Annotated in this window: 8 protein-coding genes; all 8 read right to left on the bottom strand. The window is 54.4% G+C overall.

The features are described 5' to 3' along the window. Positions 1-133: 133 nt before the first annotated feature. Positions 134-3,253: a discoidin domain-containing protein gene (locus tag PQG83_RS19350; RefSeq protein ID WP_312744544.1), complete on the bottom strand. Its 3,120-nt coding sequence runs from the start codon at positions 3,251-3,253 to the stop codon at positions 134-136. Continuing rightward, entirely contained in the window at positions 3,253-4,377 is a 1,125-nt protein-coding gene (locus PQG83_RS19345) for an ABC transporter ATP-binding protein (protein WP_312744541.1), read from the bottom strand. The genes PQG83_RS19350 and PQG83_RS19345 overlap by 1 nt, the downstream gene beginning before the upstream one ends. 1 nt (position 4,378) lies before the next feature. Next, positions 4,379-5,758: a GH1 family beta-glucosidase gene (locus PQG83_RS19340; protein WP_312744539.1), complete on the bottom strand. Its 1,380-nt coding sequence runs from the start codon at positions 5,756-5,758 to the stop codon at positions 4,379-4,381. A gap of 305 nt (positions 5,759-6,063) precedes the next feature. Then, complete coding sequence (locus PQG83_RS19335) at positions 6,064-9,195, bottom strand: discoidin domain-containing protein (RefSeq protein WP_312744536.1); 3,132 nt, start codon at positions 9,193-9,195, stop codon at positions 6,064-6,066. 5 nt (positions 9,196-9,200) lie between these two features. Continuing rightward, positions 9,201-10,037 (bottom strand): carbohydrate ABC transporter permease, encoded by an 837-nt coding sequence (locus PQG83_RS19330; protein ID WP_376753543.1) that lies wholly within the window; start codon positions 10,035-10,037, stop codon positions 9,201-9,203. Positions 10,038-10,570: 533 nt separating this feature from the next. After that, positions 10,571-11,452, bottom strand: a complete 882-nt coding sequence (locus tag PQG83_RS19325) for a carbohydrate ABC transporter permease (RefSeq protein WP_312744529.1) — start codon at positions 11,450-11,452, stop codon at positions 10,571-10,573. A gap of 270 nt (positions 11,453-11,722) precedes the next feature. Beyond that, positions 11,723-11,953, bottom strand: coding sequence for a DUF433 domain-containing protein (locus PQG83_RS19320; protein ID WP_312744526.1), 231 nt, complete (start codon positions 11,951-11,953; stop codon positions 11,723-11,725). A 345-nt stretch (positions 11,954-12,298) separates the two neighbouring features. Beyond that, entirely contained in the window at positions 12,299-13,609 is a 1,311-nt protein-coding gene (locus PQG83_RS19315) for a sugar ABC transporter substrate-binding protein (protein ID WP_312744523.1), read from the bottom strand. Between the last annotated feature and the right edge of the window lie 807 nt (positions 13,610-14,416).

Here is a 14,416-nt window from a genome sequence, read left to right as displayed (position 1 = left end):
GGTCCTGATCCATGGCAAAGACTCCGCCAAAAGTCAGGAACATATTTTCGGGACAGGCGTATAGACTACAGTCTTTCATCCCACCGCTTTCGCCTCACGACTTGCTCTTGACTCCTTACACAAAACCGACAATTTACCATTTAGCCATCAACGTGAACTTGTTGCCTGCCAACCAGATGCCGTGATCATCAACACGGTAGCTGTCATCGCCCTCAACGGCCACCTGCTTGGGCTTCCCCTTCTTATGGATTGGCCAGCGCACATATATTTTCCTGTCCTCGTATTTGGGCATATCCACATCCAGACTTAGTCTCTGATCCTTGTCGTCCCAATTCGCCTGCATCATCAAATTTCCAAAATGTGTAGGGAAATTTGAAAGAGCAATACCATCGCCCTCAAGCCATTCGCGCGGAGTACCAAACAGCAGGTTCAACGTTTTACTGTTGTCCTCTTCCATCACGATGAGGCCCCGGACGGAATTCACATAACCCGCCCCGACCCAGGTATGTGGCATATCACCAATATACACACCCTTGCGACTGTCGGAGAGGACCACTTCGGCAAACTCATTCCAATTAGCCGGACGCCTGCCCTTGAACAAAATTTCATGCAGATGGAAAGCTTCCTTGCGATATCCAAGAGTGGCGAGAGCCAGAATATTTCGCACCTCGTACGGCGTATAGGAATAGGGCGTCGAACCGGCATCCCGTTCTTTCACCAGTTGATAATAGTTCCGGAATGTCCGGTCCAGGACGTCTGCAGGTAGAATGTGCCAGGCTTCAGTGGGAAACATGGCAATGGCAATAGAGGTGGGATCGGGAGTGCCTTTGTCCGCATCCACAGGGATATAGTCGAGGGATTTCCAGGCCATCGTCTTTGCAATGGATTCTTTCACGCTTCTGCTGAATTTCTTTCCCTCAGTCCTCGCCCAGTCGGCCAAAAATTTTCGTCCCAGGATCTCCGCCATTTCAATCCCGTCCGCCCAACCCCGCATAGCCCAAAAATCGTCCCAATAGCTGTGCATCGGGGTAATGAACCCTTCATGGCTGATAGATGGGGGTAAAATGCCCTTCAGGCGCTCACCGGCCTCAAGATTTTCATAATGTTTCGGATCAAGCGTACGCTCCCGCAAGGTGACAATATATTTCATGGCCCGATGAACCGCGTCAAAATGCTTTTCAAGGAACTCCCGATCACTCGTAAAGCGGTAATACTCCATGATCGCGTAAATAAACTGACCCTGGCTGTCCCATTCGATATTTCTTCCCCAGCCGTCATACACCTCACCGCTGGTGAAAAGTATGGGAGGCACGAGGCCATCGGGTTCCACACGCTCGGCATACCAATTGAGAAAGTCCCTGACCTCCTCAAAAAAACCAAGTCGCATAAGGGTGGCGGAAATAATCGCGCCATCCCGCATCCAGGTCCGATTATAACTGCGCGCGCCGGGCTGGATGACCACGCCATCATTGTTCAACAGGATATAGGCTATCTGCGACTTCACGGTATTGACCACGGCCTTGTTGGCCAGATCGAATCCCACCCGGTTAAGTTTGTCGGTCCAGAATGTCACATACTCCAGCCGCAACTTCTCGAAGTCTTCGGCAGGTTTCAAATTTGACAAAGTGTCATGGAGGGGAGCCGCAAACACCACCTCTTTGGATTCACCGGGTTGCAATTCAAAGACATACGTCCACGCGCCCGAGAGCAGACCGGTCCCGGTCTGGTCCTCAATGGATTTGGTGTCGCCCTTGCGGTCTGCACCGGCACTGACCACGAACCGGCCTCGTAGGTGGTTGGCAATATCCCCGTGAGCATATTGCGAGGCAAGGAAACTGTCCGCAGGTGTAAGGGCGAGGTAGGTGATTTTATCATTGATCATCACCTGTTTCCCGGTATCATGCACATACCGGATCGATGTGATAGGCGACAGTCCGCCATGTTGCCACTTGGGATTGATCTGGGCAGGCCTGACTGTGACGATGAGTTCTCCCTTCCGTACTGTATCGGAGCGATTGGCAAGCGTATGTCGCACATAGGTCATACTGGCATCGATTGGACCGGTGGTAATGGCCTCGGACCTGAAATGCAGACCATTCCCCGTCTCCCATCGGACGATAGGAACCGGCAGATATCCGTCCTGCAAATCCTGTTGGATGTTTGCCGCGACGGCAGCCGAATACAGTTGGTCACCCTCTTTGACATAGGGCATCAGCATAGCCCCGTCGCGCCGGGATTCCAGATTGCCAAACTCATCAAAGAGACTTTCCTCGGTATCCATCGGGAGGCCAACCAGAGTCCAGTAGGTCTGGTATCCTCTGAGATGCGGGGGATAATCACCGAAAGGAGCCCTCCGGGCATCAAACTGGTATCGAATAAAAGGGGAAAACACTTCCATGGGGCCACGCAAGGAAATATCACCAATTGCAAAACCGCCTTCGGGTTTCACAGGGTTGGTCAACACAAGCCTGATGTAGCGAACGTCTGTTGGATCATTCGGAACAAAATCGGATTGCCCCTGTGAGCCCTCTGCGACGGAGATGGAGGAGACCTCCCTCCATTCCTTTCCATCCAACGAAATGGCCATGTCGACCGAACCCGCATATTGCTCGCCCCAGTCGATGCGTAACCCGGAAATACTTCTGGACCTGCGCAGATCCAGAAGCAACTCTGCCCGGTCAACCGCCTCGCTTTTCCAGACGGTATCCTTGCGCCCATCCATCAGAGCCGTGGTATTCACTCCACCACCGGCGATCACGGAGATATCGACAATGTCGTCAGTCCCCTTAATATCAAATTCCCAAAGGGAATTCCCCCAGCTCGTCGCTCTCTCCCGTGTATCCAGCCGGACATATCTCGCGGAAACCGGCCGGATAAAAATATCATCCATCTGCCCGTCGCCCTCGTCGTTAATATACACCGTCGTCCACACCTGGGCGTCGGTCGAAACCAGGATGTTGTATTTGTTCGAATACCCGTTCTCCCAATGCAGGGTAAAACCGGTGATCTCAACAACCTTTCCAAGGTCAATGAGAGCCCACTCCTCATCCTTTGCCTGACTGGACCAGCGGGTCTCCATGTTGCCATCCGCCAGAAAACCGGGTTTGAATTCATCGCTCTGAATCGAGGACGCCGTCACCCGCCAGGTATCCTTTGCCGGGATATTGGATGTGGCCAGCGCGGCTGTCGCGGGCACCATCAGCAGGACCAGAATTAACAACAATGTCAACACACGTCTCTTGTAAAAGGTCATCAGTGATCTCCCTGACTTGTCGTGAGGTTTCCGGAAGGTTTGTGCCGAAGCTCCTTTCCGTCTTTCCCGAAAAGATGGCAGTGATCTGCCGCAATACACACTGTCAGCCGGTCGCCCTTCGCGAAGCCGAACTCGCCGGATGCGCGGAATATCAGCAGGTCCTCAGCATCCGGTGTTTCCAGATAGACATAGGAATGGCTGCCGAGTGGCTCCACCAGCTTGATCTGCGTCTCGACGAGGTTGTGATCACCCCCCGTCGCCAGATGCTCGGGACGAATACCAAGCGTGACCGGAGTATCAGGGGGCAATGCTCCGGCAACGCCATTCACCTGGATCGTCGCTCCACTCTGAAGTCGGACCCTTGTGATATCCTGGCGGCGATCGACCACGACCCCGTCCAGGAAATTCATGGCCGGCGATCCGATAAAGCCGGAAACAAAGCGGTTGGCAGGATACTTGTACAGTTCATGGGGGGAACCCGTCTGTTCAATACATCCATCGCGGAGTACCACGATCCGATCCGCCAACGTCATGGCCTCGACCTGGTCATGCGTGACATAGATAATTGTCGTTTCAAGCGTCTCGTGCAGTCGTGCAATCTCATGACGCATCCTCACACGAAGCGAGGCATCCAGATTGGAAAGCGGTTCATCAAAGAGGAAGATTCGCGGACGCCTGACGATCGCCCGGCCAATGGCCGTGCGCTGGCGCTGTCCACCGGAAAGCTCTTTCGGTTTCCGCTCAAGCAGCGCGGTCAGGCCGAGCGTCTCGGCAGCCGCGCGCACCGCCTGATCAATTTCTGCGGTTGAAGCTCCGGCAATTTTCATCCCGAAGCTCATGTTGTCATAGACCGTCATATGCGGATACAGCGCATAGGACTGAAACACCATCGCGATACCGCGCTCGGAAGGGGGAAACCTCGAGACATCGGTCTCACCGATTTTTATCGTTCCCGTATCGATCTCTTCGAGGCCCGCAATGGTACGCAACAGCGTTGACTTGCCGCAACCCGAGGGACCGACAATCACCGCAAACTCGCCATCGGCGACATCAAGGTCAATTCCCGATAAGACGGCTGTCTTGCCAAAACGTTTGTGAATATTTCGCAGAGTCAGACTGGCCATGTTACGTATGCACGGAAAGAGGCAGAAAGGGTTCGTCCAGAACCGCACCATTGGATTCGATAATTTTCGAATAATACCGGGCTGTATCCTTCGGCGTGCGCTCAAGAGTCTCAAAATCGACATGCACAATGCCGAATCGCTTGGCATACCCATAGGACCATTCATAGTTGTCCATTAGAGACCAGGCCATATATCCACGCACATCAACGCCTCTCTCAATCGCGGTCCGGACCGCGCACAGATGCTGGTTCAGGTAGTGCATCCGTACCGGATCAATAACCCGTCCATGAATTGCTTTCGGCGGATCAAAAAAGGCCGAGCCATTCTCGGTGATATATAGCGGCATCTCCCCATACCGATTCTTGAGCCAGAGAAGCGTGTCGGAAAGCCCGTCCGGATAGACCTCCCACCCGGTCTCCGTGTAGGTCTTGTGGGGCTGGCGAACGGTCCTGGCCCTGACAGGCAAACAGTCCGGTCCATCACCTGTCACGGCACGCGTGTAATAATTCAGCCCGACAAAATCGATCTTCTGACAAATAAGCTCGAAGTCCTTGGCAGGCCATTCCGGCCAGGCATCCCCGAAGATCTCCTTCATTTCCTCCGGATAGGATCCCAGTAGCGCGGGATCAAGAAACTGCCGGTTCATATACGCATCCGCGCGATTGGTAGCCGCCAGATCGTTGGGGTCATCCGATGCCGGATACTTCGGCTCGATATTCACCACCAGGCCGATTTCATGAGCCCCGACAGCACGATAGGCCTGAACGGCCGCACCATGGGCGCGCATCAGATGATGGGCGGCAACCGGCGCTTCATAGTGAGAGGAATGCCCAGGTGCCAGGACGCCATGCAAATAGCCCCCATCCGTGACCACCCAGGGTTCATTGAGTGTGGTCCATTTTTTAACCCGCCCATCCAATCGCCGGTACATCGCTTCGCCATAATCCGCAAACCAATCGGCAATGTCCGGATTCAGCCATCCGCCAAGATCGTCCAACGCTGCAGGCAAATCCCAGTGATACAATGTCAGGAGCGGTTCAACCCCGGCCTCCAAAAGGCCGTCCACAAGTCTTTCGTAGAAATCCAGGCCCTTCTCATTCAGGCTTCCTTTGCCTTCAGGAAAAATACGCCCCCAGGCCACCGAAAACCGATAGGCCTGCAATCCCAGCTTCTTCATGAGGGCGATATCTTCGCGCCAGCGATGATAATGATCGCAGGCGACGTCACCGGTATCGCCATTCAGGATATTTCCCGGCGTATGGGCAAAACGCTGCCAGATGCTTGGACCTGCACCATCGGCCAGCGGTGCCCCCTCAATCTGGTAGGCCGATGTGGCAGCACCCCAGAGAAACCCTTCGGGAAATGTCGCGTGTTTTTTCATCTACTCTCGTCCTTTATGATAAATATGGCTCTTCCGAGGTTTCCGTGGATACATCCTCTACCCCTGGGTTTTTCACATTCACTGGATGCACCCTCCTCCCTTTGTAAAGGTATCCTCCTGAGCCAACGGCAAAGGATCTGTGCTCAGGTTGAAGGTGCAACGGCTCTGCGAGATCCTTCGGTCTCCTCAGGATGACATAGCCTTGCCGCCGATTGGCATCTGACGTTTCTCACGCCTCTCCTTACAAAGGAGGGGGACTCACAACCGAAATGTTTGCACGCAACCCCATTCGCGCCAGCCGGTTATTATGGAGATGTCCAGCGAACGTCCACAGCCTGTCCATTGAAGGTTACCTTGACGTCCCCTTTCAGCGAGGACGGCAGGACATAGCCGCCTGGTGGCATGGTCGATCCTACCAAATCAATGCGCACCTGCCCGCCTTCATCTCGTGCCGTATAGGACACTTCGCCATACGGAGTCCTCAGCCCCTGCACCCGGATGTCTTCACCCTGCAACCAATTCCGCGGGAGACCCGCGCCGATGACCAGTGAGCCGGTTTCTGTATCAGCATACACAAACAGATCAAGCACCGCCCGGATGAAATCCGATCCCACCCAGGTATGGGGCATATCACCAATGAAACGCGGATCCCGTTCAACCCGCCCGATCACTTCGCTCCATTGGTTCCACGCGGCCGGGCGACGGTCCCGCATATAAAAATCAAGCAGGGCATGGGCACGTTCCAGTTCACCCAACCGCACAAGCGCGCTCACCTGACGGAATTCATAAGGAGTATAGACAGCCCACTCTTTGGTGCCGTCGCGCCGCGCCACAAACTCGGACCAGGCTTTTTCAAACGTAGCTATCAGCAACTCTCGTGGCAGGGCGGCCGCCGCCCCGGTCGGCGAAAGCGCGATCGTCGTGGATGTCGGGTCAAAATCTTTTCGATCTGCGGCCCCCGGCACGTGCCCGAGTTCTTCCCCCAACAAACTGACAGACGCGCTGATGTCTGCGGCAAATTCAGCGGCATCCGCCCTGATGTCGGCTGCGCGGTCAGGATAACCCAGTTCCTCAGCAAGAAACGCCGCATCATTCAATCCTTTCAGACCCCAGAAATTATCCCAGAATGAATAGGCCGGACGATCCAAATAACCTTCATGGCTCACCGATGCCGGTAACAGCCCATAGAATGCCTTGCGATCACTTTGACGGTTATGCTCCGTGCGTTCCGACAGCCTCAAGGTATCGAGGGCCGCCGCCGCCTTGTCCACATGGGGCCACATCATCTCGGCAAAAGCACGATCTCCGGTGTACCGGTAAATATCCACAATCAGAAAAATCAGTTCTCCGTGGCTGTCATTCTCCACAACCGGATCCGCGCCACGCTTGTCCACACAGCACGGAACTCTGCCACTGGAGAACTGGTACGGTGCGTACCAGCGGGCATACTCAACAGCAGGGTCGTTGTGCCCCAGACGCAGGAAACTTTCACTCATCATCGCGCCATCACGTATCCACGAACGGGCGTAGGTGCGTGGACCTGGACGCAGTGCCGGCCCGTCTCGCGTGATCATCATATGAGCCAATGCGGTTTTCAGACTATTGAGCATCGGCATGGATTCAGGCGGGCCCGAAATGTCCACCTGATTGAGGATTTCCCGCCATTCATCGGCTGCGGCCTTTTCTCCAGCATCGATGGCCACGCGATCCAGGTCAGGCGGACGCCCGCTTTCAGAATGGAGCACCGTGACGACAGAAACTTCGCGAACCTCACCCGGCTTCAGATCAACATGGAAATACATGACGCCGGAACCGAAACCTCCCGGCGCCACGAGGCTTTGCGAAACCGTGCTTGCCCCGGCATCCTGCACATGCGGGAACCCGGCCCGTTCAAATTCCGCGAGCGAGACATGGTCCGGCTTTAGCTCAGGATACACGGACCAGTCACCATTCACCTGAAACACAGCACCATCCCAGCCGATCCGATCAATGTTGCTGACACCACCCACAAGGTTCAAAATCTGCGTAGGCGGATCGACCTGCATGGGGCGGATGGCAAGAGCCAGTGTGAGTGTTCGAGGAATCGTGCCGGTATTGACCACACGATATCTGGTCACCACATCCCGGGCATGTCCGTCCGTTCCCCCTTCTCTTCCTGCGGGAACAGGCGGACGATGGGCACTGATCTCCAATGATAGGCCCTCATGGGTCCGGCGCACGCGCGGCAAGGGCAGATAATCATCCAGCAGACTGTGGTGATGTTCGCCGTCGGCCCAGCTCAGCACCGACCCATTCTCAAGAAAAAACGGCTCAATCGAGAACGCGCCGGGGCCCGGTTCCATGGCGCCATCCTCAGACAGCATGGCCGCCCGGCCACCCTGAGGAGGGCCAACGATAGTCCAGTAAATCTGCTCCCCCAGGAAACTGCGTGGATAGAATCCCTTGTTGGCTTCCCTGGCTAAGGACAGGAGAAACCGATTGTCATCCTGCCCGAATTCCGGTGGTTCAATCCGAGCCTCCAGCAAGCCAATCCGTTCGCCCGATGCCGGGGTCAGTGTAAGACGAACATAACGCCCGAACGCCTCTGCCGTTCGCACATACCCGATGGTCCCCAGCGAGGAAGGCCCGGTACCTAATTCCCAGTGCGGCGTGGTCCAGTCTGTTCCGTCTTCGGAAAGGGCCATGTCCATCGCCTCCGGCATCTGACCCTCGGCCCATCGCAAGGTCAGTCCGCCAAGATCGCGCAAATAGCCCAGATCAAATATAAGTTCCGTGGATGTGTCGGCCGTCCAGGTGGTTTCAAGATTACCGTCCACGACGGCAGGGGCAGGGATGTCGCCGGCCATTGCCACGACCGGCGGAATCACGGCGGGCGGTTCAGGAAGTGGCCGCATCCGGAGGGTATCGAATTCGACTGTCCCCTTGTCACCGGTTTCGCCAAGAATCACAAACTCAAATTTGGCGATCGTGTTCAGATGATGGTCCTTGATCGGCCCCCAGGCAAAATGGATATCGCTTCGCCGAATACGAACGGTTGTCCAGTCATCAGGAAATTCATAATCATGAAACTGCTTCCACCAGACATTCGCTCCACTGTCATCAACCAGCCGGATCTCAAAAGTAGACTGTGGGGCATGCCCCCGAAGCGTGAATGCGATCTCGAAATTGTTTGACAGATCAAGCTGAAGGCCCCGATGGACATTGGCGGTCCCGGCGGTTCGGAGTTCATAGGACAGTTGAAGCGCATTGCCCTTCACGCCTTCTGTCATCCTGAGCGAGGCCTCACTGTATTCCGTGGCGACAGTCTGCCATTCTCCGACACGTTCAAAACCGTCAACCAACCGAAAATCATTGACGGCGGGATTCTCCCCAAACGCGCACACCGGCACTAACAACCAGGCTAGGCCCACCAAGAGGAAGCCGGCTGCACACCACACACCTCTCATCCTTTAACACTTCCCGCAAGATTTCCACTCATATAAAAACGCTGAAGCATCAGAAAAAGAATCAGGACCGGGGTCACCGTGATCACCGCACCGGCCATCATCAGTTCGACATCCTGCACATGCTCCCGTGACAAAGAGGCCAGCGCAATCGGCAGAGTATACTTTTCACTGTCGGTGAGGACGATCAGCGGCCACAGAAAATCATTCCATGCTGCCATAAAGGTAAACAGCCCCAGTGTAATCAGAATGGGTGTCAGTAACGGCACCACGACCGACCGGAATATGCGTAATTCACTGGCCCCTTCAAGCCGGGCCGACTCGATCAGTTCCGTCGGAATGGACAAGGCATACTGCCGTACTAGAAATATACCAAATATGCTGGCCACAAAGGGGATCAGCACACCGATCCAACTATTCACCAGCCCCATCCCTTTCAACATTAAGAACAGGGGAATCATGGACACCTGGGCCGGAATGACCAGAGCACTCAACAGCCCTCGGAACAGCAGATGACGCCCCTTAAACTCCAGTTTGGCAAACGCATATCCGGCAGCTACATTAAACGTCAGTGACAACAGGGTGGCCGCCGTCGCGACAAACAGGGAATTCATGAAGTTCCTGCCCATACTCGAATATTCAAAAAGCTTGATATAGTTGGCAAGCGTCGGATGCTCCGGTACCAGCGGCGGCGGAAAATTGCTGGCCTCTCCCGGAGCCATAAAGGACACACTCAGCATCCACAGCAACGGGATCAGGGCAAACGCGGCCAGAACCGACAAGCCGACATTCACCCCTGACCCTCTCCACAGATGTCTCACCGACTTACCGAACATTCAGAACTTATGCCTCCACACTCTTCAGGTGCATATCCGAAAAATATCTCTCTCATGGTCCGACGCCTGCCGGCTGGCCCAAGGAGGACGTTCTCATCACAACACGATTTCCCTATAGTGATTCCAATCAATCTCCAAAGCCATCTTTAATCCGTGTGTCCCCTGGCCGCTCCGTGGACGCCTGCCGGCTGGCCCAAGGGAGGGACGCTCTTATCCCTGGCGGACCTTGTTTGAGCCCGGCGAGTTGGGCCGCCCTCCCAAAATTTGCGACCCTCCCCTCTGATGAGGCCAGACGGGGCGTCAATGGTTTTGGCCACTTTTGCCGAAACAAAAGTGGCTCGGCTGCCGGGCCGAGACCCGGCAATTATCATGAACTTTAAAAATTCCAGGTTGTGCGTACGTGAAATTTTGATGCCTTTCGCTCCGAACCAATAGGTCATTTATGGGAATGCCAATAGTAAATCCAAGATGGACTCCCGATATACATCAGTAAACCTCTAAGACCAAATCATTCTCTCCGTATGAACGTCAGCTCACACTCCACTCCCATACCGTCGCATCACCACAAGCTGGCCAATTGCTGCCACAATCATAAACACAAAAAGAATAAAGGCCACGGCAGATGCCGAACCAAGGCTCCACCATTTAAAACCTTCTTCATACATCAGATAAATAATGCTGAGCGTACTCTGGACGGGTCCGCCCTGTGTCATCACATAAGGTTCGGCAAAAAGCTGGAAGTATCCGGCCATGGTCAGTACTCCGACGAGAAACAGTGAAGGAACGAGGGAAGGCAAGGTGACATGAAAAAAACGCTGAAGGGCATTGGCCCCGTCAATCCGTGCAGCCTCATACAAATCGCCGGGTATCGCCTGGAGGCCCGCCAGAAGAATGATCATATTGTAGCCGAAGTTTTTCCAGACAGCGAAAAGAATGATGGATGGCATGGAAAAATGCGGATCCCCCAGCCAGTCCACAACGGGAAGACCCAACCAATCGAGGGAATAATTGATCAAGCCATAACGGGTATGCAGAAGATAGCGCCAGATCACTGCCACCGCCACAATCGTCGTCACCACCGGCGCAAACAGGGCCGTCCTGAAGAATCCTTTGAACCGTACCATCTGCCCGTTCAGCAACAGGGCCCCCGACAGTGACACCAAAACAGAGAGAGGCGCACCGACCAGCACGAAATACAGCGTATTACCCAGGGCCTGCCAGAACAGCGGCCGTTGCAACAGCTCAATATAATTTTGGAATCCCACAAATCGCAGGTTGGAAAGGTCGGCCAGGGCATAAATATCAAAATCCGTCAGACTGAGAGCAAAGGCCGCCAGCACCGGCAGAAAGAAAAAGACGGCAATGATCGCCAGCGCCGGCCCGGCAAACAGCCAGCCTGCCACAGACGATTTCACGCCCCTGCTCTTCCTTCCCACGCTCTGTAGAGAGAGGATTCCACTATTTGCCAAAATATTGAATGGAAAATGATGTCTGGAAATTCAGAGGACTATCGGGGGAAGAATAGAACTCAAGCTTCAGTCAATTCTATTGCAAGAGCAATGAACAATCGACGCACACGAGTGTGTGACTCCTCAAAAACCGCGACCACTCCTTAAAGTATTTTTTCGTGACGAGGCCAGCAATGTCCTAAAGTTCATGTCCACCGAAATTACATCAAAGAAGAATCAAGCCCTCGAAGGAAGCGACAACTCTTGCTCTCGGACCGCCTCACCCGCATATTTCAAGGCTTCGCGGACATCCCCCGAGCCCAGATGAGGATAGGCCTTCAAGATCTCTTCTGTGCCCATACCGTCTGCCATCATCGCCATAATAGTGGCCACGGGAATCCGAAGGCCCCGAATACATGGCACTCCATCCATTTGGCGAGGATTGACGGTGATTCGTGTAAATTTCATAAGTTATTTTTGCTTTCCATCATTGTAAACCAACAATCGGTCCTGGACAATCATTCGCGAAGGGATGCAGCTAGAATAACTCCAATTAATTTTCAAAGTCTTCTTTGTTTGTGTGCCGTCTCCCCGTTGACTGACGCCTGCCGGCCGGTCCTTGGGTCGGACGCCCTCATGAACTGGCGGACTTTGTTTGAGCGCAGCGAGTTAGGCCGCCCTCCTCAGGCTCGCGTCCGTCCCATCTGATGAAACCGGACGGGGCGTCACTGGTTTTGGCTACTTTTGCCGAAACAAAAGTGGCTCGCCTGCCGGGGCGAAACCCGGCAAACAACCAACCTGCCACAGACAACTTCACGCCCCTTCTCCCCCATCCCGCGCCAGCATCCAACGACGTTTCTCCAAAATGCGATCGATCCGGCTATCCAGTTCACGCGCCGCCTCGGCCGCCGTCCATTTTTCATGCACCGCACGCTCCGTCACCGTGCGCAATTCCTGCACGATGCGTTCCCACTCAGGAATTTTCGGTGCCGGCAGCGCGCGCTCAAGCTGCTCCCTGAACGCCACGAGATACGGATCTGATTCAAGCCGGTCTCCGCGCCAGCTTGACCGCCTGGGCGGCAGATTGCCGCTGATCTCATAAAACTGCTGCTGGATTTCGGGACGGGACAGAAATTCCACCAGCCGGAATGCTGCATCTTTATGTTCTGAATGTTTAAACACCACCAGGCTGGAACCGCCCGCTGTCGAGGCACCCGGACCCGAAGGCCCCGGCAGAATGGACGTCATCCAGTCATCCTGCAAATCGGCAGGCAACCGGCGGCGGAATTCTCCAATATTCCACGGCCCGGTGAGATAGAAGGTAAAGTGACCGCGTGCAAACTCATCCCACACATTGGCAATGTCAGTTTCACTGGAAGGTGGTGCCAGCCCCTTTCGAAAAAAGTCGAGATAAAAATCAAAAGCGGCCACCAGCTCAGGACTGGAAAAATTGCCATACCGATTTCCGTCCCGCAGCAACGGCACCCCTTGTTGAAGAGCAAGGGACACCTGCATCTCATATTCATTCAGTGGCACGTAAAAGGCAAAGTTGTCTTTTCCAACGTGTTGCTTCACGGCTGTCGCGGCATGCATCCATTCAGCCCAGTCACGTGGAGGGCGAACAATACCGGCGGCCCTGAGAATATCCTGCCGGAAAAAGAGCAGCCGCGTATCCACATACCAGGGCACCCCGTACAGTGAATCGCCGACGACGTTCGTCGCCCAGATCCCCGGGAAATAATCCTCTTCCTTAATCACGGAAGAAGCACCTGCCATCTCGTCCAGCCCGGCAACGGCATCAAGCGCCGCAAACTCCGCGATCCAGGTATTGCCAATCTGGGCAACATCAGGCAAAGCGTCTCCGGCAAATGCCGTCAACAGTTTTTCATGAGCCGAGGTCCAGGGAATCTGCTGGACTACGACATGAACCCCCGGATTCTCGCGTTCAAACTCCTTAAGCACCTCAGGCACAATCTCCCCTTCACGGCCCATCGCCCAGAACTTAATTTCCAGAATGTCATCCTCACCGCTCCCGCCCGTGCATCCGGCAAACAATGCACCCAGCACAATGAAGGCAACTACAAACATCCCCGCTGTTTTTTTACACAATATTTTTTGGCTCATACAGAATATAGGCGTCCTCACTCTTTCCTGTGCATTCCTAAAAGTTTCGTCTCCCATAGTCCGACGCCTGCCGTCTGTCCCAAGAAGAGAGCTTCCAATCACAACTCGTTTTTCCTATAGTGATTCCAATGAATTTCCAAAGCCATCGTTATCTGTGTGCCTTCCTCGCCCCTGCGGGGACGCCTGCCGGCTGGCCCAAGGGAGGGACGCTCTCATCCCCTGGCGGACCTTGTTTGAGCCCGGCGAGTTGGGCCGCCCTCCGTAAGTTTGCGTCACTCCCCTCTTATGAGGCCAGACGGGGCGTCAATGGTTTTGGCCACTTTTGCCGAAACAAAAGTGGCTCGACCGCCGGGGCGAAACCCGGCATCCCAGAAAATCATTTCGACACGAGAGGTTGAGTCACCAGTGCGATGCGTTCTCATCAGAGCGCGTTCTAATTAGTAAACCAAGATGAATTTCCGATACAAATCGTCAAGCTGTAAGGCCAAAGCCATACATTCTGAATGATCCTACTTTTTCCGCCCTGTTGTCACGCTGTAAGGTCTGCCTTTCGAGAGGATGAAAGAATAGATCGAGCATCACCCGCCACTCCGGAGATTTCCCGGATATCGTGTAGCCTTACACGCGGCACGGTTCTGTCAAGGTTATGGGAAGTTGACGGGCTGGTGTGTTGGATACCCAAACGCGCAGCTACGTTTGTTCCATGGGATAATACTGTTTTTTTCGGTCTCAGGTGTTTCAGCGCTTACAGGATAAGATTCCGACTCTGTGAATACGCCTCATTTTCTTCGCAAGCTGCTAGGTTAA

Source organism: Candidatus Nitrospira neomarina, from assembly GCF_032051675.1.
Classification (GTDB): domain Bacteria; phylum Nitrospirota; class Nitrospiria; order Nitrospirales; family UBA8639; genus Nitrospira_E; species Nitrospira_E neomarina.
Note: the sequence above shows the minus strand (reverse complement) of the source record. Positions and strands in the feature narration are given on the sequence as shown.